Genomic DNA, 26,495 nt, shown 5'->3' with positions numbered 1-26,495 from the left:
CGTTAAGAAGGGGCCCTTCCTTACAGCTCAGCAGCCGGGGAGGCGCTCGATGAGGTAGCGCTCCACCTGGTCCAGGGAGACGCGCTCCTGGGCCATGGTGTCCCGGTTCCGGACGGTCACGGCGTTGTCGTCCAACGTGTCGAAGTCGACCGTCACACAGAACGGGGTGCCGATCTCGTCCTGCCGCCGGTAGCGGCGGCCGATCGCCTGCGAGTCGTCGAACTCCACCACCCAGCGCTTGCGCAGCTGCGCCGCGAGGTCCTTCGCCTTCGGCGAGAGCGCCTCGTTGCGGGACAGCGGCAGCACCGCCACCTTGACCGGGGCGAGCCGCGGGTCGAAGCGCATGACGGTGCGCTCCTCCATCTTGCCCTTGGTGGTCGGCGCCTCGTCCACGTCGTACGCCTCGAGCAGGAAGGCCAGCACCGCGCGGGTGAGGCCGGCGGCCGGCTCGATCACGTACGGCGTCCAGCGCTCGTTCTTGGTCTGGTCGAAGTAGGACAGGTCCACGCCGGAGTGCTTGCTGTGCGTGGACAGGTCGAAGTCGGTGCGGTTGGCGATGCCCTCCAGCTCCGCGAACTCGGTGCCGCCGAACTGGAAGCGGTACTCGATGTCGACGGTGCGCTTCGAGTAGTGGGAGAGCTTCTCCTTGGGGTGCTCGTAGAAGCGCATGTTCTCCTCGGAGAGCCCGAGGTCGAGGTACCAGTTCCAGCGCTCCCGCAGCCAGTACTCGTGCCACTCCTCGTCGGTGCCCGGCTCGACGAAGAACTCCATCTCCATCTGCTCGAACTCCCGGGTGCGGAAGATGAAGTTGCCCGGGGTGATCTCGTTGCGGAACGACTTGCCGGTCTGCGCGATGCCGAACGGCGGCTTCTTCCGCGCGGCGGTCGCCACGTTGTTGTAGTTCACGAAGATGCCCTGGGCGGTCTCCGGGCGCAGGTAGTGCAGGCCCTCCTCGCTCTCCACCGGGCCGAGGTAGGTCTTCATCAGGCCGTTGAACATCTTCGGCTCGGTGAAGGTGCCCTTGTTGCCGCAGTTCGGGCAGTTCAGCTCGGACAGCGAGGTGAGCGGCTTGCCGTGCTTGGCCTCGTACGCCTCTTCGAGGTGGTCGGCCCGGAACCGCTTGTGGCACGACTGGCACTCGGTGAGCGGGTCGACGAACTCGGCGATGTGGCCGGAGGCCTCCCAGACCTTGCGGGCCAGGATGACCGCGGAGTCGAGGCCGACGACGTCCTCACGCTGCTGGACCATCGTCTTCCACCACTGGCGGCGGACGTTCTCCTTGAGCTCCACGCCGAGCGGACCGTAGTCCCACGCCGACCGGGTGCCTCCGTAGATCTCGCTGGAGGGGAAGACGAAGCCTCGGCGCTTGGCGAGGCTGACGACGGCGTCGATACGGTCGGCTGGCATGTTTCCTCCTACGCCGGCTGGCGGCCGGCGGGGACACAGTGGGATGGAACGAACAGTTCGGGACAACGGTACGACCAGCAGGGCCCCGAGCCCAGCAGAATACCGGGGGGCAGGGTCAGCTGATCGCGCAGACCTCCATGGCACCCGTCTGCTGGTCCTGCTCCAGGGTCACCTGCTGGCGGTCGCGGTCCCCGCCGGTGTAGGTGACGTCGACCGGCACGGTGAGCGTCGTGGTGTCCACCTCGCCGACGCGGTAGTCGGCCACCTGCGGCTCGTCGGCGACGCGGCGCTCGAAGTCCCGCCGTGACTCGCGCCGCTGCGCGGACTCGCAGAGCTGCTGGTACGCGGCGCCGTACTTCCGCTCCACCAGGGCCTGGTAGTAGTCCTGGGACGCGCGCCGGCCCTGCTCCTCGACCGCCTGGACGCCGGTGACGGCGAGCCCCACCACGGCCGCCCCGCCACCGCCGCAGCAGAGCAGGAGGGCGAGCGCGCCGGCGCCGAGCCCGAGCCAGAGCCGGGTGTTGCGGCCCTCGGTGGGCGGCGCCGCGAACGGCGGCGCGACGCCGGGGCCGGCCGGGGGGACGGGAACCGCCGGGTCCGTGGGTGGACCGGGCACGACCGGGGGTCGCGCGCCGCCGTCCTGGCCGGGCAGCGGGGGGTACGGCGAGGGGGCCGCCGGTCCGGGAGCGCTCATGAGAGCAGGGTAGTGCCCCGGGGCTCAACGGTAAGGGGCAGAGGCCCGATCGCTCGGAGCCACCACGACGTCCCCGCCGGGAGCGGCGCTGGCCAACGCCTCGTACGCGGACGGCTCGTCGACCGACTCGGCGAGCAGCGGGACCGCGGTGATCTTGACGTCGAAGCCGCCCAGGGCCCGGCGGTAGGTGCCGACGGACTCCCACTCGGTGACCAGGCACCAGTGGCGGGGGTCGTCGAGGGCCCGCACCAGCTGGCCGCGCAAATACCCGGGTCGGGCCGCGAGGGCGGCGAGGGCGGCGTGCGCCCGCGCGGTGAAGTCGTCGGCGACATCGACGTCGACCACGAACCGGTTGGTCACCAGCACCGGGTTCCTCCTCGTAGAGTCTGTGGGATGCAGCGTACGCAGAGCCCGATCGCGGCCCGGCTGGCCCGGGCGAACCCGACGACGGTGTTCCTGGTCACCCTGGTGCTGGTGCTGGTCGCGTTCTTCACGCCCGGCGTGGTCGGTGGCCTGTTCACCCTCCTGCTGGCGGCGGGGGTGGCCGCGCTGCTGGTGACGACCTGGTCGGTCCAGACGCCGGGGACGCGGATGATCCGGCTGGTGATACTGACCCTGCTGGTGGCGGCGGGGCTGGCGAAGCTGCTCTGACATGCAAGCATGCGTTTTTGACAATCATTGTCGTTCGCGCGGACAGTTGACGACATGAACAACCGCACCGCACCGCGCGCCCTGGCCGCGGCGACGACCGCCCTGCTCGCCCTGGGCGGCGTCACCGCCTGCTCCGACAACGAGGCCGCCGGCGCCGACCCGCAGCGGGTCGACGTGGTGGCCGCCTTCTACCCGCTCCAGTTCCTCGCCGAGCGGATCGGCGGCGACGCGGTGACGGTCACCAACCTGGTCAAGCCGGGCGCCGAGCCGCACGACGTGGAGCTCAACCCGGGCCAGGTCGGCGACGTCGTCGAGGCGGAGATGGTGGTCTACCTCGCCGGCTTCCAGCCGCAGGTCGACGAGGCCGTCGAGCAGAACGCCAAGGACCGCGCCTTCGACGTGGCCACCGTGCAGCCGCTGCGCGACGCCGCGGCCGACGCCCACCACCACGAGGGCGAGGGCGAGGAGCCCGGGCACAAGGAGGAGACCGGCGGCAAGGACCCGCACCTCTGGCTGGACCCGACCCGCCTGGCCACCGTCGGCGACGCGCTGGCCGAGCGGCTCGGCAGGGCCGACCCGGACCGGGCCGCCGAGTACACGAACCGGGCGAGGGAGCTCCGCACGGAGCTGGAGAAGCTGGACGGCGAGTTCACCGCCGGGCTGAAGACCTGCCAGCGCCGCGAGATCGTGGTCAGCCACACGGCCTTCGGGTACCTGACCGAGCGCTACCAGCTGGAGCAGATCGGCATCACCGGCCTCAGCCCGGAGAACGAGCCGTCGCCGCAGCGCCTGGCCGAGGTCGCCGAGGAGGCCAGGGAGCACAAGGCCACCACCATCTTCTTCGAGACGCTGGTCAGCCCGAAGGTCGCCGAGACCATCGCCGGCCAGGTCGGCGCGAAGACCGCCGTGCTGGATCCGATCGAAGGGCTGTCGACCGACGACGGCGGAGACTACCTTTCGGTGATGCGTACCAACCTGGCGAGCCTGAGGACGGCGTTGAGCTGCTCGTGACATCCCCTGTCATCACTGTCACGCACGGGTTGGTCGGCTACGACGGCCGCCCCGTGCTGCGTGACGTCTCCCTGACGGTGATCACCGGCGAGGTGGTCGCCCTGCTCGGCGCCAACGGCTCCGGGAAGTCCACGCTCATCCGTGCCGTCCTCGGGTTGGTGCCGCTCAGCTCCGGGTCGGTCACCCTCTTCGACCGCCCGTTGCGGCGGTTCCGCCAGTGGCACCGCATCGGGTACGTCCCGCAGCGGCTGGGCGCCGGCAGCGGCGTACCGGCCACGGTCCGCGAGGTGGTGGCCTCCGGCCGGCTCGCCCGACGGGGCGTACTGCGCCCGGCCGGCGCCGCCGACCGCGACGCCGTCGACGCGGCGCTGCACGCCGTGGGCCTGGCCGACCGCGACCGCGACCCGGTCGCCACCCTCTCCGGCGGGCAGCAGCAGCGCACTCTGATCGCCCGCGCGCTGGCCGGCCGGCCGGAGCTGCTCGTCCTCGACGAGCCGACCGCCGGGGTGGACGCGGAGAGTCAGGAGGCGTTCGCCGGTGCGCTGCGCGACTTCGTCGGCGGCGGGGGCACGGTCCTGCTGGTGGCCCACGAGCTGGGCCCGCTGCGACCGCTGATCAGTCGCGCGGTCGTCGTGCACGCCGGTGGGATCGTCCACGACGGCGCGGTCCCCGAGCCCGCCGGCCACCACGCCGAGCCCGACCACGACCACGTGCACCCGCACGGCCCCGACGAGCCCGCCGGGCTGTGGAGCAGCTGACCATGGAACTCTTCCAGTACCCCTACATGCAGCGTGCCCTGATCGCCGCGCTGGTCATCGGCCTGGCCGCCCCGGCTCTCGGCATCTACCTGGTGCAGCGGAGGCTGGCGCTGATCGGTGACGGGATCGGCCACGTCGCGCTGACCGGCGTCGGCGCCGGCCTGCTGCTCAAGCAGTCACCGGTGCTGGTGGCGGTGATCGTGGCGAGCCTCGGCGCGATCACCATCGAGTTGGTCCGTGCCCGGGGGCGCACCTCCGGTGACCTGGCGCTCGCGTTGCTGTTCTACGGCGGTATCGCCGGGGGCGTCATGCTGGTCGGGCTCTCCGACAGCACCAGCGCCAACCTCACCGCGTACCTCTTCGGGTCGCTGGTCACGATCCAGCCCGCCGACCTGATCACGATCGTGGTGCTCGGCGTGGTGATCCTGGTGACGATGCTGGCGCTCCGCCCGGCGCTCTTCGCGGTCTGCCACGACGAGGAGTACGCGCGGGTCTCCGGCCTGCCGGTGCGGACGCTCAACCTGCTGCTCGCGGTCGCCACGGCGGTCACCGTCACCATCGCCATGCAGGCGGTCGGCGTGCTGCTCATCAGCGCCCTGATGGTGGTGCCGGTCGCGGCCTCCCAGCAGGTGACCCGGGGTTTCCGCAGCACCATGACCGCCGCCATGACGCTGGGCCTGTTCGCCGCCGCCTCCGGCGTCTGGGTCGCGGCCACCGCGAACACCGCCCCGGGCGCGTCGGTGGTGCTGATGGCGATCGCCTCGTTCGGGGTCGTCGCGATCGCCGCGGCGGTCTGGCGGGTGCTGCGTCGCCGGACCGTCCCGGCCGCCGCGCCGGTCACCGAGCCGCACGAGGTCGTCCTGCACCGATCCTGATCAGCGCGTTGCCGACGAGATTGGTTACCGTTACAGCGTGAGCAGCGGGTCAGGTTACGACGCGTTCGAGGGTGCCAGCGAGTTGCTGCGTGCGCTCTCGGCACCGATCCGGCTGGCCATCGTCAGCGAGCTGGCCGACGGGGAGCGCTGCGTCCACGAGCTGGTCGACAAGCTGGGGGCGCCGCAGCCGCTGGTCTCCCAGCACCTGCGGGTGCTGCGCGGTGCCGGCGTGGTGCGCGGGTCCCGGCGCGGCCGGGAGATCGCGTACACCCTGGTCGACGAGCACGTCGCGCACATCGTGGCCGACGCCGTCGACCACGCCGGGGAGGGCTCCCCCGGCATCGCTGTGTAAGGAAGGGCCCCCTCTTAACGCCTGGCGTGGTAAAAGGGCCCCTTCCTAACATGCGTGCGCGGGGTGCCCCGCACCGCACCGCCGTGACACGCTGTCCGGCGTGAAGATCTACGCCGATCGCTTCCCGACCGCCGTCCGACAGATGATCACCGACCTGCTCGTCGTCGCCTGGGTGTACGCGGCGGTGCGCGGTGCGCTGTGGCTGCACGACCTGGTGCAGAAGCTCGCCGTACCCGGACAGAAGCTGGAGGGCGCCGGGACCGGCCTGGCCGACAACCTGGGCGAGGCCGGCGGCAAGGTCGGCCGGGTGCCGCTGGTGGGCGACGAGCTGACCGCGCCGTTCGAACGGGCCGCCGACGCGGCCCGCTCCCTGGCCGACGCGGGCCGGGACCAGCAGGAACTGGTCGACCAGCTCGCCCTCGCCCTGGCCGGCACGTTCCTCGTGTTCCCCCTCGGCCTGGTGCTGTTCGGCTGGCTGCCGCTGCGGCTGCGCTGGATGCGCCGCGCCGGGTCCGCCGCGAAGCTGGCCGCCGCGCCCGCCGGACGGGACCTGCTCGCCCTGCGGGCACTGGCGACCCAGCCGTTGGGCAGGCTCACCGGCATCGGGCCGGACGTCGCCGAGGCGTGGCGGCGGGGCGACGACGCGACCGTCGACGCGCTGGCCGCCCTGGAGCTGCGCCAACTCGGCCTGCGCGACGGTCGGTGACCCGCCCGGGCCCCCTCGGCGGTCGCTAAGGTCGTCGGGTGTTCTTCTTCCTCGTCGTCATCGCCGTCCTGCTGCTCGGCTACGCCGGTTTCCTCCTCACGTTCGTCCGACAGGGCCGCAAGATCCCGCCGGCGGCGTACCTCGGGTTGGCCGTGCTCAACGGGCTGATCCTGGCGGCGGTGCTGGCCTGGGCCGTCTCCCGCTGACCCGGCCCCGGCCCCGACGCGGCAGGCCACCGGTCCCGGCCAGATGCCCTCGCGTGCGTCATACCTGCCCGTCATATTCATGACGGACAGGTATGACGCTCATCCGCGCGACTCCGGCGGTCGGGCCGCTGGGCCGTCGGCGCTCCACGTGGCGCTGACCGGTGGCACCGTCCGACGGCGGACTGGCCAAAGCGGTGCCGGGGCGACCGCACGCCGGACGGCAGGTCGGTGTCAGGCGGGCGGTGGGATGCGGCGGCGGACGTCGGTGGCGTCGGACGGGCCGGGCGACCAACGGGCGACCCAGGGCAGGTCGGCCGGCGGCGTGATGACGCCCTCCTCCAGCCCGGCGTAGCGGCCGGCGAGGATGCGTTGGGCGGCGGCCACGTCGACGGAGTCGGTGTTCTCCCAGAGGGCGGTGAAGAGCGCGTCCACCCGGACCCGGGCCTGCCGGCAGAACAGGTCGGCCAGCTCCACGTTCTCCGGGCGGGTGCCCCGTTCGGCGTGGGCCCGGACGCAGACCGCGGCCATCGCGAACAGCTCCGCGCCGATGTCCACCACGCGGCCGAGGAACGCCTGCTTCCGCTCCATCTTCCCCTGCCAGCGGGACATCGCGTAGAACGTCGACCGGGCCAGTTTGCGGGAGGCCCGCTCGACGTGGCGAAGGTGGCCGGCGAGGGGACCGTACCCGGCGTACGCGCCCGGGGCCTGTCCCTTGCCGACGGCCAGGGTCGGCAGCCACTTCGCGTAGAACGCGCCGGCGCGGGCCCCCGCCTTCGCCTTGCGGCCCAGGCCGGCGTCCGGGTCGATGATGTCCCCCGCGACCGAGAGGTGCGCGTCGACCGCCTCCCGGGCGATGAGCAGGTGCATGATCTCGGTCGAACCCTCGAAGATCCGGTTGATCCGCAGGTCCCGGAGGAGCTGCTCGACGGCGGCCGGACGCTCGCCCCGGGCGGCCAGGGAGTCCGCGGTCTCGTAGCCGCGGCCGCCCCGGATCTGGATCAGCTCGTCGGCGATCCGCCAGGCCATCTCGCTCGCGTACAGCTTGACCAGGGCGGCCTCGATGCGGATGTCGTTGTGGTCGTCGTCGGCCAGCAGGCAACAGAGGTCGAGCATGGTCTCCATGCCGTACGTGGTGGCGGCGATGAAGGACAGCTTCTGCGCCACCGCCTCGTGCTCGCCCACCGGACGGCCCCACTGGACCCGGTCGGCGGCCCACTCGCGGGCCACGTTCAGCGCCCACTTGCCGGCGCCGACGCACATCGCGGGCAGTGACAGCCGGCCGGTGTTGAGGGTGGTCAGGGCGATCTTCAGGCCCTTGCCCTCGCCACCGATGACGTTCTCGGCCGGCACGAAGACGTCGTGGAAGCGGGTGAGGCTGTTCTCCAGGCCCCGCAGGCCGACGAAGGTGTTGCGGCGTTCGACCGTGATGCCCTCGGAGTCGCCCTCGACCACGAACGCGGTGATCCCGCCCCGTCGATCCTCGGTGGCCGGGACCCGGGCCATCACCACCAGCAGGGTCGCCACCGTGCCGTTGGTGGCCCAGAGCTTGACCCCGTTGAGGCGGTAGCCGGTGCCGTCCGGGGTCGGTTCGGCGGTGGTGGCGAGCCGTGCCGGGTCGGAGCCCACGTCCGGCTCGGTGAGCAGGAAGGCCGAGACCTCACCGGCGGCGAGCCGGGGGAGGAAGCGCTGCTTCTGCTCGGCGGTGCCGAACATCTTCAGCGGCTGCGGCACGCCGATGGACTGGTGGGCGGAGAGCAGCGCGCCGATGGCCGGGCTGATGGAGCCGGCCAGCATCAGCGCCCGGCAGTAGTGCAGGTTGCTCAGCCCGAGCCCACCGTAGCTGCGGTCGATCTTCATGCCGAAGGCGCCGAGCCGACCCAGGCCCTGGAAGACCTCGTCCGGGATGGACGCGTCCCGCTCGATCGCCGCACCGTCCACCTCGGAGTCGAGGAACTCGCGGAACCGGCCGAGGAACTCGTCGGCCCGGCTGACGTCCGCCGGGTCGGGGCGGGGCCACGGCTCGAGGAGGTCGAGGCGGAACCGGCCGAGGAAGAGTTCCTTGCCGAAGCTCGGACGGTCCCAGGATGACTCCCGGGCCGCCTCGGCCACCTGGCGGGCCTCCTTCTCGGAGACCTGACCGGCCTCTTTCGGCAGTGGCCCGGCCCCGCCGGCGGCGTCCACCCGGTCGGCGGTGGGTCGGTCCGGGCCGGAGCCGTCCGGCGCGGGTCGGCTGTTCTGCGTGGTTGTCACGGCTGCCCCCTCGAACCTCGGTCCGGCTGCGTCGACGTACGCGACACAGAAAACGCTACCCCCGGGTGTTACCCAGGGGTAGCGTTCCGTAAAGATCGAGTTCTGTCGGTTTTCCGGGGCCGGTCAGTCCCGGTAACCGGTCGGCGGATTGTCGTCCTCGTCGTCGACGTCGTCCTCACCCCAGTTGCGCCGGACGAAGGGCAGGATCCCCCAGAAGGTGAGGAACCAGATCGCGGTGAGCCCGCTCAGCACGAAGGCGATCGGCCGGTCGAGCACGAAGTCCGTGATCAGCAGGACCGCCGACACCATCGAGATCAGCATGAAGGCGAGCCCGCCACTGGCCATCCGGTGCGCGAACCGGACCATCTCCGGCTTGCGGCCCTGCCGGAACAGCGCCCGGTGGAAGGCGACCGGCGAGATGATCAATGCGGTGGCGGCCGCCGCGGCGAGCAGCGCGACGATGTAGACGTCCTTCTGAAAGCCCGTCGTCCGGGTGAAGCCGTTGCTGAACGGCAGGGTGAGCAGGAAAGCGAAGAGGATCTGGACGCCCGTCTGGGCGACCCGCAACTCCTGGAGCAGATCGGCGAAGTTGCGCTGCCAGCGCTGCTTCTCGGTTTCCTTCGACACGCACACCTCCGGTCAGACGGTACTGCCGGCGGGGTGCGCCCACCGGCAGCATCGCTGATGCCCGATCGCGCTGATGGCGAAACCGGCTCAGGAGCCGCGGCGGATACGGCCCGCGTACCGGGCCTCCAGGGCGTTGTTGTGCTCGTCGCCGCCGGCGATGTTGGCCGACAGGTAGACCGGGGGCCGCTCCCCCGCCGCCAGCAGCCGGGCCACCACCTCGACCGTCAACTGCTGAGCCAGCAGCGCCGCGGTGATCGAGGAGACCGCGCCGACCGCGCCGCCGCCCGGCAGTGGAAGGGTGGCGTCCCCGTACGGGGCGCCGTTGTCGAGCACGACGTCGGCGAAGTCGGCGAGCTTGCGCCCGGACGGGTGGCGGGAGGTCATCCGGCCGGAGTGCTCCGTCGAGGTGATGACGATCAGCCGGTGCCCCCTCTCGCGCACCAGGGCGGCGAACTCGACCATCGCCCCGTTGACCCCCGAGTTGGAGGCGAGCACGAACACGTCCTGCGGGCGGACCGGAGCCAGCTCGTACAGGCGGTGCGCCACCGACGGGTCCCGTTCCAGCATCGGCCCGAGCAGCTCCGGCGAGCCGCCGCCGAGCAGCACCAGGTCGCGCAGGGCGATCCGGTTGGTCGGCACCAGCCCGCCGGCCCGGCCGGCGATCTCCATGGCGAGCGCCTCGGAGTGTCCGGTGCCGAAGGCGTGCACGACACTGTCGGCGCGGACCGCCTCGGCGACGAGGTCCGCCGCCCGCCCCACCGCCGCACGCTGGCTCTCGGCCACCCGGTGCATCGTCGCCGTCACCACCGCCAGGTAGTCGTCACCGCTCAGCGTCACGCTTCCTCCGTCCATCCGTGTTCTCGTCGCGCGCCGCCGGCCGGACCGATCCGACCGGCGGTCAGGCCAGACCGCGTACGCGGGCCAGGATCGCCTCGGCCAGCGGTGCGGGAGCCTCGTCGGGGATCCAGTGGCTCACCCGGGGCAGCGTGACGAACCGGTAGTCGCCGGTCACCTGGTCGGCGCACGCCTCCGCGGCGGTCCGCCCCACCGCGATGTCCCGGTCGCTCCAGACGTAGGTGGTCGGCACCGACACCGGGCCGGTGGCCGCCATCGTGGAGCGGGACATCGCGCGGTACCAGTTCAGCGCCGCGGTGAGGGCACCCGGCTCGCGCATCGGGTCGGCGTACACGGCCACCCGCCGGTCGTCGCCGACGCCGTGCAGCATCCGCCGCAGGCCGGTGGCGTTGAGCGCCAGCAGCGCCTTCTCCGCCCTGCCGGGCTGGCGGAACAGCATGATGTACGCCGAGCGCGCCTTCTGCTGCGGGTCCTTCGCCAGCGCGTGGGCGAAGGCGGCGGGGTGCGGCACGGACACCGCCGTCAGGGTGCGGACCCGGTCGGGGTGCCGGGCGGCGAGGTCCCAGCCGACCACGGCGCCCCAGTCGTGCCCCACCACGTGCGCCGCCTCGACGCCGAGGGCGTCCAGCACGGCCACCGCGTCGGCGGTCAACTCCGGCATCGCGTACGCCTCGACGGCCTCCGGCCGGGCGCCCGGCGAGTAGCCGCGCTGGTCCAGCGCGTACGTGCGCAGGCCGGCGGCATGCAGGGCGGGCACCACCTCGTCCCACTCGCCACCGTGCTGCGGGAAGCCGTGCAGCAGGAGCACGGGCGTGCCGTCCTCCGGCCCACCGGCGCGTACGTCGAAGGTCAGCCCTCGGGCCTCGATCCGCATGATCGGCAGCCTACCCAGGCACGGTGGCCGTCACTCGTACTGGCGCTTGGGGGTGGGCACCTGCTTCCACGACTCCACGTCGAGGTACGGGATCTCCGCGTCGTTGACCGGGTCCGGGGCGACCCGGTCGCTGTAGCGGCCGGTCACCTCGACCCAGGTGTCGTCGGCGAGACCGGCGGGCACGTTGCCGGTCAGGCCGAGCTTGACCGGCCGCCCGTCGGCGGCGCAGCAGGAGAGCACGATCCGGGCGAGGATCGGCTGCCCGTCCGGGCCCTTCGCGACGAAACCGGTGATCAGCACCCGCCGGTCGCCGATGGACGTTCCCTTGTCGAACAGCGCCCGGGAGGCGTAGTCGAGCACTCCCACCCGGACCGGGTCGCCCTCGGGCAGGGGCGGGTAGTCCGAGGGCTGCTGCTGGCTGGACAGGGCGGTGCCGGCCTGGCCGGCCGCGTACGACCCGAGGGCCGGCGGGGCCACCAGCAGCAGGCCGAGCACGGGCAGGATCAGCAGCCAGCCGACCCGCGGCTCGTGGTGGCCGTGCCCGTCGTCGTCCCCGTGCCCGTCGTACCCGGGCGCGTCGTGCCCTTCGAGGCCGGGGCTGTCGGGTGCGCCGCCGGCCGGGACCGGCGCGGGGCGGGCGGGTCGCAGCTCGTACCAGAGGGTCATGATCGCGGCCACGACCAGGAGGATCCCGGCGGCGACCAGGAAGGGACGCAGCCCCTCCTTGACGTAGTTCAGGTAGAGGTCGGTGAGGCTGGCGCGGATCACCGCGCCGCCGAGCAGCAGCAGGACGACGGCCTGCGCCTGCCGGTTCACAGCAGCACCGCCCCGGCCCCGACGGCGACCAGGACGGCCACCACGAAGGTGGTGGGCGCGAACCGGGACGCGAACCGCCGGCCGAAGACGCCGGTCTGCATCGAGATCAGTTTCAGGTCGACCATCGGTCCCACCACCAGGAAGACGAGCCGGGACGTGAGCGAGAACTGCGACAGCGAGGCCGCGACGAAGGCGTCCGCCTCCGAGCAGATGGAGAGCAGGACGGCGAGGACGGCGAGAGCCAGCACCGAGAGCACCGGGTTGTCGGCGAGGGTCTGCAACCACCGCTCGGGCACCAGCACGTTGATGGTGGCGGCGGCCATCGCGCCCACGACGAGGAAGCCGCCGGCGTGGGTGACGTCGTGCCGGACCGCCGCCCAGAACGCCAGGCCGCGCGAACCGCTCTCCAACTCCGGACGGCGGGGCAGCCGGATCCAGTCGGCGCGGCCGAGGCGGAGCCAGAGCCAACCCATGATCATGGCCACGATCAGGCTGGCCACCGCGCGGCCGACGACCATCTCCGGGTTGTTCGGGAAGGCCACCGCGGTGGCGGCGAGCACGATCGGATTGATCGCCGGCGCGGCGAGCAGGAAGGCCAGCGCAGCGGCCGGGGTGACCCCGCGCCGGATCAGCGAGCCGGCGATCGGCACCGAGCCACACTCGCAGCCGGGCAGGACCACGCCCGCGGCGCTGGCCACCGGCACCGCCAGCGCCGGGTGGCGGGGCAGCGCCCGGGCCCAGAACGACCGGGGCACGAAGACGGCGATCACCGCGGAGAGCAGCACGCCGAAGACGAGGAACGGCACCGCCTGGACCATGACCGAGACGAACACGGTGGTCCAGGTCTGGAGTCGGGGCGAGGACAGCAGGCCGGCCAGCGGCTCCCGGAAGATGATCAGCAGGACCAGCAGCGCCGCGAGCACCTCGACCGAGCCGACCCGGCCACCCAGCCAGGTGCGTGGGCCGGCACCGTCGGGCCCCGCCGGCTCCTCCGGGCGTACGCCCTGCGTCCCGGTCGGGGCGGTCGGTGCGGCCAGGCCGACCGTCCCTGTGCGGTGCCCCTCGCTGTCGCGGGACGGGTCGGGGCGGTCGGTTTCCGGTGTCACGTGTGCGTCCTTCTGCCGGGTGGCGGGACCGGCGGCCTGAGACTACCGGTCGACCTCGGCTCCGGTCGATGGATCCGGCCGGACCTCCGTGTCGGGTCGGTGGGACGGGTCGAGGTGGCGAGGCGTCTCGCGATGTTCGACTGACCTGCGGAGAGATCACTTTGCCCGATGATCTTCAGGGGTGTTAGCGTCGACGAGACAACTTCACATCCGACAGGGGAGCGCACAGCGCTGAGAGTGCGGGCACCGCCCGCAGACCCTCGAACCTGATCTGGGTAATGCCAGCGCAGGGAGTTCGGTCGACCTCCAGCCGCGCCGCCGTCCGGGCACTCCGGGCGTCGGCGTGCGTCTTCTCCTGGTTCACCTCTGGACTGGGAGCGCAGCATGACCACCACCGACACCACCCGTTGGCGCACGATCGACATCGTCGTCGCCTCGGTCCTCGCCGTCGCCTTCGGCGTCATCTTCTGGGCCTGGAACTTCGTCTGGGCCGCCACCGAGGGCGCGTTCGCGTTCTTCCCGCCGGCCCAGTCGGTCATCTACGGCATCTGGCTGCTGCCCGGCGTGCTCGGCGGCCTCGTCATCCGCAAGCCGGGGGCGGCCTTCTACTGCGAGTTCCTCGCCGCGTTCGTCTCGGTGCTGCTGGGCAGCCAGTGGGGTGCCGTGGCGATCCTCCAGGGCGCGTTCCAGGGGCTCGGCGCCGAGCTGGGCTTCGCCGCCTTCCGGTACCGCTCGTTCCGCCTGCCGGCCGCCCTGATCTCGGGCGCCCTCGCCGGCCTGGCCGCGGCCATCTTCGACCAGATCCGGTACTACTCGGAGCTGGAGCTGTGGAGCGCCCGGGTGCCGATCTTCGTGATCACCGTGCTCAGCGCCACGGTCATCGCCGGCGCCGGCGCCTGGTACCTCACGCGCGCCCTGGCCGGCACCGGCGTCCTCGACCGCTTCCCCGCCGGCCGCGACCGCGCCCTGGTCTGACCCCACCCACCTCCCTCGTTGATCAAGAGGTTTGCGTCAACGGGAGCCGTTGTCCTGACGCAAACCTCTTGATCAACAGCAGTGGGCGGAGGGGGTGATCGGCCGGTGGGCAGGGTGGAGCTGCGGGGGTTCGGGTGGCGGCACGCCGGGCGGCGCGCGTGGGCCGTGCGGGGACTGGACCTGCGGGTGGAGCGTGGGGAGCGGGTGCTGCTGCTCGGGCCCTCGGGCGCGGGCAAGAGCACCCTGCTCGCCGCGCTCGCCGGCCTGCTGCCCGAGGACTCCGGCGAGCAGGAGGGCACCGTCGAGATCGACGGGCTGGACCCGCGCAAGGACCGGGAGCGCGTCGGCATCGTCTTCCAGGACCCGGAGACCCAGCTGGTGATGGCCCGCTGCGGCGACGACGTGGCGTTCGGGCTGGAGAACCGGGGCGTACCCACCGCCGAGATCTGGCCGCGCGTGGACCAGGCGCTGCGCCGGGTCGGCTTCCCGTACGACCGGGACCGTCCGACCGCCGCGCTCTCCGGCGGCGAGCAGCAGCGTCTCGCCCTGGCCGGCGCGCTGGCCCTGCGCCCCGGCCTGCTGCTGCTCGACGAACCCACCGCCAACCTCGACCCGGCCGGTGCCGCGCTGGTCCGGGAGGCGGTGACCCGGGCTCTGGACGCCGACACCACGTTGATCCTGGTGGAGCACCGGGTCGCCGAGGCGCTGCCGCTGGTCGACCGGGTGGTCGTGCTCGAACCGGGTGGCGGCGTACGCGCCGACGGCACGCCCGAGGCCGTGTTCGGCGCACACGGCGACGCGCTCGCCGCCGACGGGGTCTGGGTGCCCGGCCGGCCCGTACCGCCCCGCCGGGCCACCACACCCGCGGGGAGAACGCTGCTCGCCGCCGAACGGCTCGGCCTGCCGCCCCGGCTGGCCGCCGTCGACCTGACCGTACGCGCGGGCGAGGCGCTCGCCGTCCTCGGCCCGAACGGGGCCGGGAAGTCCACCCTCGCGCTGCTGCTCGGTGGGCTGTTGAAGCCGGGCATTGGTCGCGCCGCCGCCACGGCCGAACTGGCCGGCGCCGACGCCCGCACTCCCCCGCACCGGTGGCGCGCTCCGGCGCTGGCCCGCCGGGTCGGCTCGGTGTTCCAGGACCCGGAGCACCAGTTCGTCACGAGCACCGTCTTCGACGAGCTGGCGCTGGGCCCCCGCCGCACCGGCCGCCCCGATCCCGAGGTACGGGCCACGGTGGACGGACTGCTGGACCGGCTGCGGCTGACGAAACTCGCGGGCGCCAACCCGTACACCCTCTCCGGTGGTGAGGCGCGGCGGCTGAGCGTGGCGACGGCCCTGGCCACCGCGCCCCGCCTGCTGGTCTGCGACGAACCCACCTTCGGCCAGGACCGGCGTACGTGGCTGGAGCTGGTCGACCTCCTCGCCGAGCTGCGCGACGCCGGACACGGCCTGGTCACCGTCACCCACGACGCGGAGTTCGTGGCCGCCCTGGCCGACCGGAAGGTCCTGCTGGACCGCCCGCCGGTCGACGTGCGGCCCGGGACGCGACCGTGATCGGGGGCTTCGGGCCGGTCGCCCGGCCGGACGCGCCGCTGGCCCGCCGCAACCCGGTGGCGAAGCTCGCGGCGGCTCTGGTCTTCTCGATCGTCCTCATCGCCACCCTGGACCCGGTGGCCCCGGCGATCGCCATCGCCGTGGAGCTGGCGGTGCTGCCGCTGTTCGGCGTGCACCCCCGGGTGCTGCTCCGGCGGGCGTGGCCCCTGCTGCTCAGCGCCGCCGGGATCGTGGTGACGCTGGTGCTCTTCGCGGCCGATCGCTCCGGTCGGGTGCTGGTCGAGGCCGGGCCGGTGGTGGTGACCTCCGGGGTGCTGCTCACCGCCCTCGGCCTGGTGCTGCGGGTGTTCGCCGTCGCGCTGCCGGGGGTGATCGTCTTCGCCACCACGGATCCGACCGACCTGGCCGACGCGCTGGTCCAGAACGCGAAGGCACCGGCCCGGTTCGCCATCGGGGCGCTGGCCGCGTTCCGGCTGGTGCCGCTGCTCGGCCACGAGTGGCAGATGATCGCCATGGCACGCCGGGCGCGGGGCGTGGACGCCGGGCGGAACCCGGTGGCCCGGCTGCGGCTCTTCGCCTCGACGGGGTTCGCGCTGCTGGTCGGTGCGATCCGGCGGGGCACCCGGCTGGCGGTCGCGATGGACGCCCGGGGCTTCGACGCGGGAACCCCGCGAACGGTGGCCCGACGCCAACGTTTCGGCCCCGCCGACGCCGCACTGGTCGCCGGCGCGACGGCCCTGGCCCTCGCCGCCATCACGGCCAGCGTCCTCCTCGGCACCTTCCGTCCGCTGATCAGCTGAGCCGGGCCGGACGACGACGTTCTGCGGCGCGGCGGTGACCCCTGGTGACGACGCCGCCCCGCGTGCCGTGGACCGCGATACGGTCGCAGCGGCAGGAGTGTCGGCGGCGGAAGGTGGCGGGACGCATGGCGGAGCAGGCGACGGCGCAGATCGGCGTGACCGGGCTGGCGGTGATGGGCCGGAACCTGGCCCGCAACCTCGCCCGCAACGGCTTCACCGTGGCGGTGCACAACCGCTCGCCGGAACGGACCCGCAGCCTGGTCGCCGAGCACGGCGACGAGGGGACGTTCGTGCCGGCCGAGTCGATGAGGGACTTCGTCGCGGCGCTGGAGCGCCCTCGGGCGGTCATCGTGATGGTGAAGGCGGGCGGCCCCACCGACGCGGTCATCGACGAACTGACGCCGCTGCTCGACTCCGGCGACATCATCGTGGACTGCGGCAACGCCCACTTCGCCGACACCCGCCGCCGGGAGGAGGCGCTGCGCGCCCAGGGGCTCCACTTCGTCGGCACCGGTGTGTCCGGCGGCGAGGAGGGCGCGCTGCTCGGGCCGAGCATCATGCCGGGCGGCTCCCCGGAGTCGTACCGCAAGCTCGGCCCGATCTTCGAGAAGATCGCCGCGCAGGTGGACGGCACCCCGTGCTGCCGGCACATCGGCCCGGACGGCGCCGGTCACTTCGTGAAGATGGTGCACAACGGCATCGAGTACGCCGACATGCAGCTCATCGCCGAGGCGTACGACCTGCTGCGGGTGGGCCTGTCGGCGGAGCCGGCGGAGATCGCCGAGATCTTCCGCGAGTGGAACTCCGGTGAGCTGGAGTCCTTCCTCATCGAGATCACCGCCGACGTCCTGGCGCACACCGACGCGTCCACCGGGCGGGCGTTCGTGGACGTGGTGCTCGACCAGGCCGAGCAGAAGGGCACCGGTCGCTGGACCGTGCAGAGCGCGCTGGACCTGGGAATCCCGATCACCGGCATCGCCGAGGCGACCTTCGCCCGCTCGCTGTCCGGGCACGCCGACCAGCGCGAGGCGGCCCGCGCCGCATTCGGAGACGCGGGCGAGAAGTGGCAGGTGAGCGACCGGGAAACCTTCGTCGAGGACGTGCGGCGCGCGCTGCTGGCCAGCAAGATCGTCGCGTACGCGCAGGGCTTCGACCAGATCCGCGCGGGCAGCCGGGAGTACGACTGGGACATCGACCTCGGCGGGACCGCCACCATCTGGCGGGGCGGCTGCATCATCCGGGCGCGTTTCCTGGACCGCATCCGGCAGGCGTACGACGAGAAGCCGGCGCTGCGGACCCTGCTGGTGGCGCCCTGGTTCGCCGACACGGTGCGCGACGGCGTGCCGAGCTGGCGGCGGGTGGTGGCCGAGGCCGCCCGCGCCGGGGTGCCCGCGCCGGCGTTCGCCTCGTCGCTGGCGTACTTCGACGCGTTGCGCGCGGAGCGCCTGCCGGCGGCGCTGATCCAGGGGCTGCGGGACAACTTCGGTGCGCACACATACCACCGGGTCGACCGCGAGGGCACCTTCCACACCGTCTGGGCCGGCGACCGGTCGGAGACCGAAGCCTGACCCACCCCCGGGGGCCCCGCACCCGCGCGGGGTCAGGTGATTGTGGCGTGCATCTCCCACACCAGGATCTCGGCCGGCTCGGTGGCGGTGACCCGGCGGCCACCGGTCATCGTCAGCCGGGCCGCGTCACCGGTGCCGAGGACACCGCTGCCCTCCATGGTCACCGCGCCGATCGGCACGTAGAGGTGGACGAACGGCGCGTCCGGGAGGGTGACCTCGTCGCCGGGGCCGAGCCGGGCGGCGTGCAGGGTCGCGTACCGGTTGCGGATGCGGATCGCCGAGTCGGTGGCGTGCCGCTCCATTCCGGCCGCCACCGGGACCAGGCCGCCCCTGAGCAGCTGGTCCTCGATCTCCAACTGTTCGTAGCCGGGGTCGACACCCTCGGCGTCGGGCAGGACCCACATCTGCACGAAGTGGACCGGGTCGCTGTGCGGGTCCCGCCCGTCCAGCCGCCAGGAGTCGTTCTTCTCCGAGTGCAGGATGCCGGTGCCGGCGCTCATCCGCTGCGCCAGGCCCGGGTAGATCACTCCGGAGTGGCCGGTGGAGTCCTGGTGCACCAGGGACCCGCGCAGCACCCAGGTGACGATCTCCATGTCCTGGTGGGGGTGGGTCTCGAAGCCGGCTCCCGGCCGGACCACGTCGTCGTTGTTCACCAGCAGCAGGCCGTGGTGGGTGTTCGCCGGGTCGTAGTGCCGGGAGAACGAGAAGGAGTGCTTCGAGTCGAGCCAGGAGATCGACGTGGTGAAACGCTGGTCGGCCCGGCGGATGTCGACGGCCGGGGCCGGCGCGCTCACCACGCCCGCTGCCCGGTCTCGGTGGGCGCCCAGGTCAGGGCCGGTTCGCCGGTGGCAAGCTCGGCGATCTCACCGGAACGCAGCGCCGGCGTGTGACCGAACTCCTGGCAGTGCTGCTCGGCGATCTCGGCGCAGATCTCGGCGACCTGCTCGCAGATCGGATCCCCCAGATCCGCCGCGTTCAGCGCCATGATCATCTTGTACCGCAGGTCCCGCATCCCCGACCCCCCACCGTCACACGTCCCCGCCCCCGATCCTAGGTGTCGGCGGGCCGGCAGGAGCCCGGATGCGCGTCGACGCCGCCCCCGGGGTCGGTGGGGACGGCGTCGACGCGAGCCGGATCAGAAGAAGCGGCGACGCTTGGCCTTCTGCGGGCGCAGCATGTCCGCGCCCTTGGTGAGCAGGCGGCTGAGCCCGGAGGGGCCACGGCGGGCCTCCAGCGTGTGGCTGAGCCGGCGCGCACCGGCCGCCGCCACGGGCAGGGCGACCGCCATCACCGCCCACTGGGCAATACGCTTCTGGATCATGTGGGTTCACCTCCGTCAGTGGCTGCTGACCGTAGTGGTACCCAGACCCACGGGGTGGTAAGCGTCAGGTGGTGGGGGCAACCGGGTTCGGCAGGGCCCCGCCGAACCGGCGGTCCCGCTGCGCGTACAGCTCACAGGCGTACCAGAGGTGGCGGCGGTCGAAGTCCGGCCAGAGGGTGTCGAGGAACACCAGCTCGGCGTACGCGGTCTGCCACAGCAGGAAGTTGGAGATCCGCTCCTCGCCCGAGGGACGCAGGAACAGGTCCACCTCGGGGATCTCCGGGTGGTACAGGTACTTCGCGACCGTCTTCTCGGTCACCTTCCCCGGATCCAGCTTCCCGGCCGCCACGTCCCGCGCGATCGCCGCCGCCGCGTCGCCGATCTCGGCCTGCCCGCCGTAGTTGACGCAGAACTGGAGGGTGAGTGTCGAGTTGTCCCGCGACATCTCCTCGGCGGTCTGCAGCTCCGAGATGACGCTCTTCCACAGGCGACCGGACCGACCCGACCAGACCACCCGGACGCCCAGGTCGACGAGCTGGTCGCGGCGACGCCGGATCACGTCCCGGTTGAAGCCCATCAGGAAACGGACCTCCTCCGGCGAGCGCCGCCAGTTCTCCGTCGAGAAGGCGTACGCCGACAGATAGGGGATGCCGAGCTCGATCGCGCCCTCGATGGTGTCGAAGAGGCTGTACTCACCCTGCTCGTGGCCCTTGGTGCGGGGCAGGCCGCGCTCCTTGGCCCACCGGCCGTTGCCGTCCATGACGATCGCGACGTGCTTCGGCACGGCCCCGGCGGGCAACGCCGGCGGGCGCGCCCCCGACGGGTGGGGTGTCGGCGGCACCGGCTCGCGCCGGCCGGCCCTCATCGATCGGATCACTCGGTCATCTCCCTGCTTGCACCGTCCCCACCGGCCCCCGCAGCCGACGGGAAGGGACCCCCGCCGTCCGCGCCGTCGACCGACGGCGGGACCGCGCCGGCCGTCGGGACACCCCGGTCGACCAGCGGCAGCGAGCGTAGCGCGCGCTCCAGGTGCCATTGCAGGTGCGCCGCGACGAGGCCGCTGCACTCCCGGCGTACGCCGGTCTCGGCCGCGTCGGCGACCACCCAGTCACCGATGGTCAGCGCGGACATCAGGTCGATGGTGGCCGGGGCGGGATGGGCCGCGCCCGGCGGCCGGCAGTCCGGGCAGACGGCGCCGCCGGCCGGGACGGAGAAGGCCCGGTGATGGCCGGGCGTGCCGCAGACGGCGCAGGCGGTCAGCGCCGGCGCCCAACCGGCCAGCGCCATCCCGCGCAGCAGGTACGCGTCGAGCACCAGCGTGGTGGCGTGCTCGCCCCGCGCGAGGGCCTTGATCGCGCCGAGGGTGAGCTGGAACAACCGCAGCGACGGCTCCCGCTCGACGGGGGTGAGGCGTTCCGCGGTCTCGGCGATCGCGCTGGCCGCGGTGTAGCGCGGGTAGTCGCCGAGGAACCGCTTGCCGTACAGGTCGATCCCCTCGACCTGGCTAACCGTGTGCAGGGAGCTGCCGTGGTTGCCCTTCGGATCCCCGGCGAGCTGGAGGTCGACGTGGCCGAACGGCTCCAGCCGGGCCCCGAAGCGGGAGGTGGTGCGCCGTACGCCCCGGGCGACCGCGCGGAGCCGGCCGTGCCGTCGGGTGAGCAGCGTGATGATCCGGTCGGACTCGCCGAGCTTCTGCACGCGCAGGACCACCGCGTCGTCGCGGTAGAGCTGTCGGCGGTACCCGGCCATCGGGTCATTCTCCCTCGGGGTGGGAAATCAGGGTCGGCTCGGGGTGGACGCGCGGACCGACCCCGATGTGCGGCGTCGGCAAGCGGCCGTAGCGTCCTGGCCATGGCACTGCACCGGACCGTCACCGCGCTCGGCGCGGCCACCGCCCTGATCCTCCTCGCCGGGTGCGACAACCTCTCCTTCCGGCGACTCGACTTCGACACCACCGAGGCGGTCCGGATCACCTCGATCCGGGTGGAGCCCGGCGCGGGCGACGTCGTGGTGCGCGCCACCGGTCAGCCGAACGAGGTACGGATCAAGCGGGTGGTCCGCTACCAGGGCGGTGAGCCCGACACGACGTACGAGATCATCGGGTCCGAGCTGGTGCTGGACACCGAGTGCGGCTCCGGGTGCACCGTCTCCTACGAGGTGACCACCCCGCCCGGGGTGAGCGTGCGGGGTGAGACCGGCTCCGGGGACGTCGACCTGAGCAAGGTCGGCGAGGTGCAGTTCGAGCTCGGCTCCGGCGACGTGCGGATCGCCGGGGCGACCGGCCCGGTCCGCGCCGAGACCGGTTCCGGCTCGATCGAGATCGACGACGTCGCCACCCCGGTCACCCTGCGGGCGTCCTCCGGCGACATCACCGCCCGGCGCCTGCGGGGCGCGGTGGACGCCGAGGCCAGCTCGGGGAGCGTCACCGTCGAGCTGACCGCGGTGGCCTCGGTCCGGGCGCACGCCCGCAGCGGAGACGTCGAACTGACCGTGCCGGCCGGCAGTTACCAGGTCCGCTCGGAGGCCGAAGCGGGCCGTGCGGAGCTGGGCGTACCCCACACGGCCGGCGCCACCGCGGTGCTCGACGTCGCCACGGGCAGCGGCGACATCGCGGTCATCCAGCGCTGATCTCGACGGTCTCCAGTTCGGGCGCGCTCCGCTGCCTCGGCACCCCGGCCCGGCCGACGTCCGGCCGGGCGGCCACCACGGGGGCACCGGCGTGGCCGGCGCCGGCCGGGGCCGGGCTGGAGGGCACGACGTCGGCGGCGCGGGGGCGCGCCGGGCGGCGGCCACCGGGAACCAGCTCAGGTGGTCGCCGGGCGGCCACGTCCTCGACCCAGCCCACCGCGGCGGTGACCAGCCCCACCAGGACGAAGACCAGCGCCACCCGGACGGCCAACCCGACCGGGTCCTGGTGGGTCCAGCCCACCACGTCGACCAGCGGGGTGAGGGCGACCACGAACGGCATGTGCCACAGGTAGACGGTGAGCGCGCGCCGGTTGAAGACCGTCACCACGCGGCTGAACACGGCGCTACGGTCCACCCAGGCCGTCGTCGCCGGCCCCCGACCGAGCAGCACGAGGACGAAGGCCGCCGACCAGAGGGCGTTGGCCAGGGGGTTGTCGTTGAGGTCGTACCCGCGCGGACCCGGATGGGTGACGATCCACGTCCCGCCGGCGAGGGCCAGGGCGAGGGCGAGAGGCACCAGCACGCGGTTGGCCAGCCGGCGCAGCATCCCCGCCTGGTGGGCGAAGCCGAGCAGCCAGGCGCCGAAGTACAGGCCGAAGTCCCGCGCCGCCGTCGGTGCCGCCGGCCACAGGCCCGCCTGCAGCGCCAGCAGCAGGGCGTACGGGGCCAGCAGAGTGGGCAGCGGCGCGCGCCGGAACAGCCACAGGGCGATCGGCGAGGCGAGGACGAACCACAGGTAGTCGCGCAGGTACCAGATCACGCTGAGGGCCAGCGCTCCCCAGTCGTTGGCCGGCGGGTCGGCGACCGGGAACAGCCAGAGCAGCACCTTCGGCGAGAGCGGCAGACCGGTGAGCAGCATGGCCGGCACGAACACCGCGGCGAGCACCCAGAGCGACGGCAGCAACCGGCGTATCCGCCGCAGCACCGCGCCAGGGCCCCACCTGTGCAGGGAGGCGGCCATCAGCGAACCGGCCAGGGCGAACATCACCGACATGGCGGGGAACACGAGAGTCAGCGAGGCCCACCCGGTGACGTGGTAGACGACGACGCGGACGATGGCGAGGAAGCGGAGCAGGTCCAGGTATCGGTTTCGCATCAGCCTGCACTTGTGTCCGGGGGCACGAGGATTTCCGTCTCCTACCCTCCGCCGCTCCCCCGGCAAACAGACGCGACCCCTGCGGGAAGTGAAAGATGCCATCCGCCCGACCGGTACCGATCACGCCGGGCCTCTTCCCCTCGTGGCCGGTCAGAACCCCAGCTTGCGCAACTGCTTCGGGTCGCGCTGCCAGTCCTTCGCCACACGTACGTGCAGGTCGAGGTAGACCCGACTGCCGAGCAGCTCCTCGATCTGCTTCCGCGCCCGGGTGCCGACGTCCTTGAGCCGGCTGGCCCGGTGGCCGATCACGATCGCCTTCTGGCTCGGCCGCTCGACGTACACGTCGGCGTAGATCTTGATCACCTGGCCCTCGGGGATCATCTCCTCCACCACCACCGCGATGGAGTGGGGCAGTTCGTCGCGGACCCCCTCCAGGGCCGCCTCCCGGATCAGCTCGGCGACCATCACCTGCTCCGGGTCGTCGGTGAGCATGTCGTCCGGGTAGAGCTGCGGAGACGGCGGCAGGTAGCCGGTCATCACGTCGACCAGGGTGTCCACCTGGTGCCCCGAGACGGCGCTGACCGGCACCACGGCGGCGAACTCACCCAGCTCGCTGACCGCCAGCAACTGCTCGGCCAGCCGCTTCTTGTCCACCAGGTCGGTCTTGGTGACCACCGCCAGCACGGTGGCCTTCAGCTCAGCCAACTCACCGGTGATGAAACGGTCGCCCCGGCCCACCGGCTCGTCCGCCGGGATGCAGAGGCCGATCACGTCGACCTCGCTCCAGGTGGCGCGGACCAGGTCGTTGAGGCGCTCGCCGAGCAGCGTACGGGGGCGGTGCAGGCCGGGGGTGTCGACGAGCACGAGCTGCGAGTCGGGCCGGTGCAGCACGGCCCGGATGATGTGCCGGGTGGTCTGCGGCTTGTTCGACGTGATCGCGATCTTGGTGCCGACGATCGCGTTGGTCAGCGTCGACTTGCCGGCGTTCGGCCGGCCGACGAAGCAGGCGAAACCGGCCCGGTAGGGCCGCTCCGCCCCGACGGCGCCCGTCACGCGACCACCGTGCCGAGGACTGTGCCGTCCGGCGCCGCCACGTGGATCGGCGCGTCGGCGGCGAGGTCCCGGACGGCGGCGTGACCGGCGCCGTCCAGCGTCGACGCCTCGGTCACCACGACCGCGGCCTCCAGCCGGGTCGCGCCGGCCGCCGCCGCCGAGGCGACAGCGAGCTGGAGCGCGGTGATGGTCAGCGAGGGCAGGGAGACGCTGGCCGCCGCGTACGTCCGGCCGTCCTGGTCGCGGACGGCGGCGCCCTCCACGGCACCGACCCGGCCGCGTGCTCCCCGGGCGAGGACGACCAGCTTGCCGTCCTCGGCGCTCAGCGCCACCGGCTCGGACGGGGTGGGCCGGACGGCCGGCGCGGCGGGTGACTCAGGCATCTGCGGGTTGCCTCTCCTCGGATCGGTCGGTGTCGCCCCGGGACTCGGCCTGCTCGCCGCGTCCCGGGTTGTCCTGCGTGTCGGTCGACTCCACCCGGCGGACGAGCACGGTGTCGATCCGGTTGCGTCGGCCGGTGGTGCCCTCGGCGACCAGCCGGAGGCCGGCCACCGCGACCTCCGCGCCCGGGATGGGAACCCGTCCCAGGGACTGCGCGAGCAGGCCGCCGACGGTCTCCACCTCGTCGGTGGGGAGTTCGGTGTCGAACAGCTCGCCCAGGTCCTCGACGGGGAGCCGCGCGGTGACCCGCACCGCCCCGTCGTCGAGATGCTCCACGGGCGGGCGCTCGACATCGTACTCGTCGGTGATCTCGCCGACGATCTCCTCCAGGATGTCCTCGATGGTGACCAGACCGCCGGTGCCGCCGTACTCGTCGACGACGATGACCAGGTGGTTGCGGGCGGCCTGCATCTCCGAGAGCAGGTCGTCGACCGGCTTGGACTCCGGGACGAAGGTCGCCGGGCGCATCAGCTCGGCCACCGGCAGCTCCCGGTCCTCGTCGGCGCCGCCCTGGGTGCGGCGGATGAGGTCCTTGAGGTAGAGCACGCCCAGCACGTCGTCGACGCTCTCGCCGATCACCGGGATGCGGGAGAAGCCGGAGCGCAGGAAGAGCACCAGGGCCTGAGAGAGGGTCTTGCTCTCCTCTATCCACACCATCTCGGTACGCGGCACCATCACCTCGCGGGCGATGGTGTCCCCGAGCGCGAACACGGAGTGGATCATCTGCCGTTCGCCGTGCTCGACGACACCGCGCTGCTCCGCCAGGTCGACCAGCTCACGCAGCTCCACCTGGGTGGCGAACGGCCCCTCGCGGAAGCCGCGCCCCGGGGTGACCGCGTTGCCGATCAGGATCAGCAGGGAGGCGAGCGGGTTGAGCGCCCGCCCGAGCCAGCGCACCAGCGGCGCGACCGCCCGGCCCACCGCGTACGCGTGCTGCCGGCCCACGGTGCGCGGGCCCACGCCCACCACGACGAAGCTGACCACGGTCATCGTCCCCGCGGTGACCAGGGCGGCCCGCCAGCCGGCGCCGAAGGTGTCCACCGCGACGAGCGCGACCAGGGTGGTGGCGGTCAACTCGGCGAGCAGCCGCAGCAGCAGGAGCAGGTTGAGGTGGCGGACCACGTCACCGGCGACGGCCTGGAGGGCGCGGGCGCCGCGCGCTCCCTCCCGGGCCAGCTCGGCGGCCCGGGCCGGGGAGACCGCGGCGAGCGCGGCCTCGGTCATCGCGATCAGCCCCGCGAGCACCACCAGACCGGCGGCGAAGACGATCAGTTGCAGGTCGGGCAGGCCGGCCGCGCCGGCCGCCACTGTGTGGGCGGACATCACCGCGACCGGGTCGACCGCCAGCTGGCCAGCAGTCGGGCCTGGAGCGTGAACATCTCCCGCTCCTCCTCCGGCTCGGCGTGGTCGTAGCCGAGCAGGTGCAGCACACCGTGCACGGTGAGCAGGTGCAGCTCGTCGGCGGGGGTGTGCCCGGCGGCGGCCGCCTGCTTGGCCGCCACCTCGGGGCAGAGCACGATGTCGCCGAGCAGCGCCGGCTCACCGCCGGCGGCGGTGCTCTCGCCCGGGCCGTGGTCGACGCTGCCCTCGTCCATCGGGAAGGCGAGCACGTCGGTCGGACCGTCGCCGCCCATCCAGCGGTGGTTCAGCTCGCTCATGTAGTCGATGTCGACCAGCAGCACGGACAGCTCGGCGAGGGGGTTGACCCCCATCTCGTCGAGGGCGTGCCGGGCCACGGCGAGCACGGCGTCGGTGTCGACGTCGACACCCGACTCGTTGGCGATTTCGATGGACAACAGTCTTCCCTCGGTGGT

General features: G+C 72.8%; 31 protein-coding genes and 1 riboswitch. Of the genes, 12 read left to right on the top strand and 19 right to left on the bottom strand.

The window, feature by feature from the left end:
- Nucleotides 1-27: 27 nt before the first annotated feature.
- From ACIBR0_RS03465 to ACIBR0_RS03455, 3 genes are all read right to left on the bottom strand, one after another.
- On the bottom strand, nt 28-1,407 hold the full coding sequence (locus ACIBR0_RS03465) for a glycine--tRNA ligase (RefSeq protein WP_396712494.1): 1,380 nt from the start codon (nt 1,405-1,407) through the stop codon (nt 28-30).
- A gap of 115 nt (nt 1,408-1,522) precedes the next feature.
- Entirely contained in the window at nt 1,523-2,101 is a 579-nt protein-coding gene (locus ACIBR0_RS03460) for a hypothetical protein (RefSeq protein WP_396712493.1), read from the bottom strand.
- Nucleotides 2,102-2,125: 24 nt separating this feature from the next.
- Nucleotides 2,126-2,467: an antibiotic biosynthesis monooxygenase family protein gene (locus ACIBR0_RS03455; protein WP_396712492.1), complete on the bottom strand. Its 342-nt coding sequence runs from the start codon at nt 2,465-2,467 to the stop codon at nt 2,126-2,128.
- A gap of 27 nt (nt 2,468-2,494) precedes the next feature.
- Between ACIBR0_RS03455 and ACIBR0_RS03450 the strand changes: the two genes are divergently transcribed.
- From ACIBR0_RS03450 to ACIBR0_RS03420, 7 genes are all read left to right on the top strand, one after another.
- The gene (locus tag ACIBR0_RS03450; protein ID WP_357041759.1) at nt 2,495-2,752 is read left to right on the top strand and encodes a hypothetical protein; all 258 of its coding nucleotides are present in this window, start codon (nt 2,495-2,497) and stop codon (nt 2,750-2,752) included.
- A 54-nt stretch (nt 2,753-2,806) separates the two neighbouring features.
- Nucleotides 2,807-3,763, top strand: a complete 957-nt coding sequence (locus ACIBR0_RS03445) for a metal ABC transporter substrate-binding protein (protein WP_396712491.1) — start codon at nt 2,807-2,809, stop codon at nt 3,761-3,763.
- Nucleotides 3,760-4,521: a metal ABC transporter ATP-binding protein gene (locus ACIBR0_RS03440; protein ID WP_396712490.1), complete on the top strand. Its 762-nt coding sequence runs from the start codon at nt 3,760-3,762 to the stop codon at nt 4,519-4,521. The genes ACIBR0_RS03445 and ACIBR0_RS03440 overlap by 4 nt, the downstream gene beginning before the upstream one ends.
- Nucleotides 4,522-4,523: 2 nt before the next feature.
- Nucleotides 4,524-5,396, top strand: coding sequence for a metal ABC transporter permease (locus tag ACIBR0_RS03435; RefSeq protein WP_396712489.1), 873 nt, complete (start codon nt 4,524-4,526; stop codon nt 5,394-5,396).
- Nucleotides 5,397-5,433: 37 nt separating this feature from the next.
- Entirely contained in the window at nt 5,434-5,748 is a 315-nt protein-coding gene (locus ACIBR0_RS03430; RefSeq protein WP_396712488.1) for an ArsR/SmtB family transcription factor, read from the top strand.
- Nucleotides 5,749-5,848: 100 nt separating this feature from the next.
- Nucleotides 5,849-6,454, top strand: a complete 606-nt coding sequence (locus ACIBR0_RS03425; protein WP_396712487.1) for a hypothetical protein — start codon at nt 5,849-5,851, stop codon at nt 6,452-6,454.
- Nucleotides 6,455-6,492: 38 nt separating this feature from the next.
- A complete protein-coding gene (locus tag ACIBR0_RS03420) occupies nt 6,493-6,660 on the top strand; it encodes a hypothetical protein (protein WP_186832171.1) in 168 nt (55 codons plus the stop codon).
- A 231-nt stretch (nt 6,661-6,891) separates the two neighbouring features.
- Here ACIBR0_RS03420 and ACIBR0_RS03415 read toward each other — a convergent pair whose 3' ends face one another.
- The 6 genes from ACIBR0_RS03415 to ACIBR0_RS03390 form a co-directional block, all read right to left on the bottom strand.
- Nucleotides 6,892-8,910, bottom strand: coding sequence for an acyl-CoA dehydrogenase family protein (locus ACIBR0_RS03415; RefSeq protein ID WP_396712486.1), 2,019 nt, complete (start codon nt 8,908-8,910; stop codon nt 6,892-6,894).
- A 123-nt stretch (nt 8,911-9,033) separates the two neighbouring features.
- Nucleotides 9,034-9,537, bottom strand: a complete 504-nt coding sequence (locus ACIBR0_RS03410) for a DUF6328 family protein (protein WP_396712485.1) — start codon at nt 9,535-9,537, stop codon at nt 9,034-9,036.
- An 87-nt stretch (nt 9,538-9,624) separates the two neighbouring features.
- On the bottom strand, nt 9,625-10,374 hold the full coding sequence (locus ACIBR0_RS03405; protein ID WP_396712484.1) for a sugar isomerase domain-containing protein: 750 nt from the start codon (nt 10,372-10,374) through the stop codon (nt 9,625-9,627).
- Between the two features lie 61 nt (nt 10,375-10,435).
- Nucleotides 10,436-11,266 (bottom strand): alpha/beta fold hydrolase, encoded by an 831-nt coding sequence (locus ACIBR0_RS03400; RefSeq protein WP_396712483.1) that lies wholly within the window; start codon nt 11,264-11,266, stop codon nt 10,436-10,438.
- A gap of 30 nt (nt 11,267-11,296) precedes the next feature.
- Nucleotides 11,297-12,082 carry a TIGR03943 family putative permease subunit gene (locus tag ACIBR0_RS03395; protein WP_396712482.1) on the bottom strand — a complete coding sequence of 262 codons (786 nt, stop codon included), beginning with the start codon at nt 12,080-12,082 and terminating at the stop codon, nt 11,297-11,299.
- Entirely contained in the window at nt 12,079-13,032 is a 954-nt protein-coding gene (locus ACIBR0_RS03390) for a permease (protein WP_396712824.1), read from the bottom strand. Before ACIBR0_RS03390 ends, ACIBR0_RS03395 begins: the two co-directional genes overlap by 4 nt.
- A gap of 361 nt (nt 13,033-13,393) precedes the next feature.
- A riboswitch (TPP riboswitch) is annotated at nt 13,394-13,499 on the top strand.
- A gap of 73 nt (nt 13,500-13,572) precedes the next feature.
- On the opposite strand from ACIBR0_RS03390, the gene ACIBR0_RS03385 reads away from it, so the two are divergent.
- From ACIBR0_RS03385 to gndA, 4 genes are all read left to right on the top strand, one after another.
- Nucleotides 13,573-14,163, top strand: a complete 591-nt coding sequence (locus ACIBR0_RS03385; protein WP_396712481.1) for an ECF transporter S component — start codon at nt 13,573-13,575, stop codon at nt 14,161-14,163.
- 105 nt (nt 14,164-14,268) lie between these two features.
- Nucleotides 14,269-15,714 carry an ABC transporter ATP-binding protein gene (locus ACIBR0_RS03380; RefSeq protein WP_396712480.1) on the top strand — a complete coding sequence of 482 codons (1,446 nt, stop codon included), beginning with the start codon at nt 14,269-14,271 and terminating at the stop codon, nt 15,712-15,714.
- Nucleotides 15,714-16,514, top strand: a complete 801-nt coding sequence (locus ACIBR0_RS03375; RefSeq protein ID WP_396712823.1) for an energy-coupling factor transporter transmembrane component T family protein — start codon at nt 15,714-15,716, stop codon at nt 16,512-16,514. The genes ACIBR0_RS03380 and ACIBR0_RS03375 overlap by 1 nt, the downstream gene beginning before the upstream one ends.
- Nucleotides 16,515-16,639: 125 nt before the next feature.
- Complete coding sequence (gene gndA, locus ACIBR0_RS03370) at nt 16,640-18,082, top strand: NADP-dependent phosphogluconate dehydrogenase (RefSeq protein WP_396712479.1); 1,443 nt, start codon at nt 16,640-16,642, stop codon at nt 18,080-18,082.
- Nucleotides 18,083-18,114: 32 nt separating this feature from the next.
- Here the strand turns inward: gndA and ACIBR0_RS03365 are convergent, their stop codons facing one another.
- The 5 genes from ACIBR0_RS03365 to recO form a co-directional block, all read right to left on the bottom strand.
- Nucleotides 18,115-18,879, bottom strand: coding sequence for a pirin family protein (locus ACIBR0_RS03365; RefSeq protein ID WP_396712478.1), 765 nt, complete (start codon nt 18,877-18,879; stop codon nt 18,115-18,117).
- Nucleotides 18,873-19,094 carry a thioredoxin reductase gene (locus ACIBR0_RS03360; protein ID WP_357036528.1) on the bottom strand — a complete coding sequence of 74 codons (222 nt, stop codon included), beginning with the start codon at nt 19,092-19,094 and terminating at the stop codon, nt 18,873-18,875. Before ACIBR0_RS03360 ends, ACIBR0_RS03365 begins: the two co-directional genes overlap by 7 nt.
- 123 nt (nt 19,095-19,217) lie before the next feature.
- Nucleotides 19,218-19,403 (bottom strand): hypothetical protein, encoded by a 186-nt coding sequence (locus tag ACIBR0_RS03355; RefSeq protein ID WP_396712477.1) that lies wholly within the window; start codon nt 19,401-19,403, stop codon nt 19,218-19,220.
- A gap of 64 nt (nt 19,404-19,467) precedes the next feature.
- On the bottom strand, nt 19,468-20,268 hold the full coding sequence (locus ACIBR0_RS03350; RefSeq protein WP_357036522.1) for an isoprenyl transferase: 801 nt from the start codon (nt 20,266-20,268) through the stop codon (nt 19,468-19,470).
- Nucleotides 20,269-20,276: 8 nt separating this feature from the next.
- Nucleotides 20,277-21,152 carry a DNA repair protein RecO gene (gene recO / locus ACIBR0_RS03345; RefSeq protein ID WP_396712476.1) on the bottom strand — a complete coding sequence of 292 codons (876 nt, stop codon included), beginning with the start codon at nt 21,150-21,152 and terminating at the stop codon, nt 20,277-20,279.
- Nucleotides 21,153-21,254: 102 nt separating this feature from the next.
- On the opposite strand from recO, the gene ACIBR0_RS03340 reads away from it, so the two are divergent.
- Complete coding sequence (locus ACIBR0_RS03340; protein ID WP_396712475.1) at nt 21,255-22,031, top strand: DUF4097 family beta strand repeat-containing protein; 777 nt, start codon at nt 21,255-21,257, stop codon at nt 22,029-22,031.
- Here ACIBR0_RS03340 and ACIBR0_RS03335 read toward each other — a convergent pair.
- From ACIBR0_RS03335 to ybeY, 5 genes are all read right to left on the bottom strand, one after another.
- The gene (locus tag ACIBR0_RS03335) at nt 22,018-23,187 is read right to left on the bottom strand and encodes an acyltransferase (RefSeq protein ID WP_396712474.1); all 1,170 of its coding nucleotides are present in this window, start codon (nt 23,185-23,187) and stop codon (nt 22,018-22,020) included. The genes ACIBR0_RS03340 and ACIBR0_RS03335 overlap by 14 nt on opposite strands.
- Nucleotides 23,188-23,337: 150 nt before the next feature.
- Nucleotides 23,338-24,240 carry a GTPase Era gene (gene era / locus ACIBR0_RS03330; RefSeq protein WP_396712473.1) on the bottom strand — a complete coding sequence of 301 codons (903 nt, stop codon included), beginning with the start codon at nt 24,238-24,240 and terminating at the stop codon, nt 23,338-23,340.
- Entirely contained in the window at nt 24,237-24,623 is a 387-nt protein-coding gene (locus tag ACIBR0_RS03325; RefSeq protein ID WP_396712472.1) for a cytidine deaminase, read from the bottom strand. Before ACIBR0_RS03325 ends, era begins: the two co-directional genes overlap by 4 nt.
- Complete coding sequence (locus ACIBR0_RS03320) at nt 24,616-26,028, bottom strand: hemolysin family protein (RefSeq protein WP_396712822.1); 1,413 nt, start codon at nt 26,026-26,028, stop codon at nt 24,616-24,618. The genes ACIBR0_RS03325 and ACIBR0_RS03320 overlap by 8 nt, the downstream gene beginning before the upstream one ends.
- Nucleotides 26,004-26,477, bottom strand: a complete 474-nt coding sequence (ybeY, locus tag ACIBR0_RS03315) for an rRNA maturation RNase YbeY (protein WP_396712471.1) — start codon at nt 26,475-26,477, stop codon at nt 26,004-26,006. The genes ACIBR0_RS03320 and ybeY overlap by 25 nt, the downstream gene beginning before the upstream one ends.
- Nucleotides 26,478-26,495 lie beyond the last annotated feature (18 nt).

Source organism: Micromonospora sp. NPDC049497, assembly GCF_044465805.1.
In the GTDB taxonomy this organism is placed as follows: Bacteria; Actinomycetota; Actinomycetes; order Mycobacteriales; family Micromonosporaceae; genus Micromonospora.
The sequence above is the reverse complement of the archived record's forward strand: the minus strand, read 5'-3'. Positions and strand labels throughout refer to the sequence as shown.

Excerpts from the sequence above, each read along its gene's own strand:
- ACIBR0_RS03465 (WP_396712494.1), bottom strand. The coding sequence starts at position 1,407 with ATGCCAGCCGACCGTATCGACGCCGTCGTCAGCCTCGCCAAGCGCCGA.
- ACIBR0_RS03460 (WP_396712493.1), bottom strand. The coding sequence starts at position 2,101 with ATGAGCGCTCCCGGACCGGCGGCCCCCTCGCCGTACCCCCCGCTGCCC.
- ACIBR0_RS03450 (WP_357041759.1), top strand. The coding sequence starts at position 2,495 with ATGCAGCGTACGCAGAGCCCGATCGCGGCCCGGCTGGCCCGGGCGAAC.
- ACIBR0_RS03445 (WP_396712491.1), top strand. The coding sequence starts at position 2,807 with ATGAACAACCGCACCGCACCGCGCGCCCTGGCCGCGGCGACGACCGCC.
- ACIBR0_RS03435 (WP_396712489.1), top strand. The coding sequence starts at position 4,524 with ATGGAACTCTTCCAGTACCCCTACATGCAGCGTGCCCTGATCGCCGCG.
- ACIBR0_RS03400 (WP_396712483.1), bottom strand. The coding sequence starts at position 11,266 with ATGCGGATCGAGGCCCGAGGGCTGACCTTCGACGTACGCGCCGGTGGG.
- ACIBR0_RS03385 (WP_396712481.1), top strand. The coding sequence starts at position 13,573 with ATGACCACCACCGACACCACCCGTTGGCGCACGATCGACATCGTCGTC.
- gndA (WP_396712479.1), top strand. The coding sequence starts at position 16,640 with ATGGCGGAGCAGGCGACGGCGCAGATCGGCGTGACCGGGCTGGCGGTG.
- ACIBR0_RS03360 (WP_357036528.1), bottom strand. The coding sequence starts at position 19,094 with ATGCGGGACCTGCGGTACAAGATGATCATGGCGCTGAACGCGGCGGAT.
- ACIBR0_RS03355 (WP_396712477.1), bottom strand. The coding sequence starts at position 19,403 with ATGATCCAGAAGCGTATTGCCCAGTGGGCGGTGATGGCGGTCGCCCTG.
- ACIBR0_RS03350 (WP_357036522.1), bottom strand. The coding sequence starts at position 20,268 with ATGAGGGCCGGCCGGCGCGAGCCGGTGCCGCCGACACCCCACCCGTCG.
- recO (WP_396712476.1), bottom strand. The coding sequence starts at position 21,152 with ATGGCCGGGTACCGCCGACAGCTCTACCGCGACGACGCGGTGGTCCTG.
- ACIBR0_RS03340 (WP_396712475.1), top strand. The coding sequence starts at position 21,255 with ATGGCACTGCACCGGACCGTCACCGCGCTCGGCGCGGCCACCGCCCTG.
- ACIBR0_RS03335 (WP_396712474.1), bottom strand. The coding sequence starts at position 23,187 with ATGCGAAACCGATACCTGGACCTGCTCCGCTTCCTCGCCATCGTCCGC.
- ACIBR0_RS03325 (WP_396712472.1), bottom strand. The coding sequence starts at position 24,623 with ATGCCTGAGTCACCCGCCGCGCCGGCCGTCCGGCCCACCCCGTCCGAG.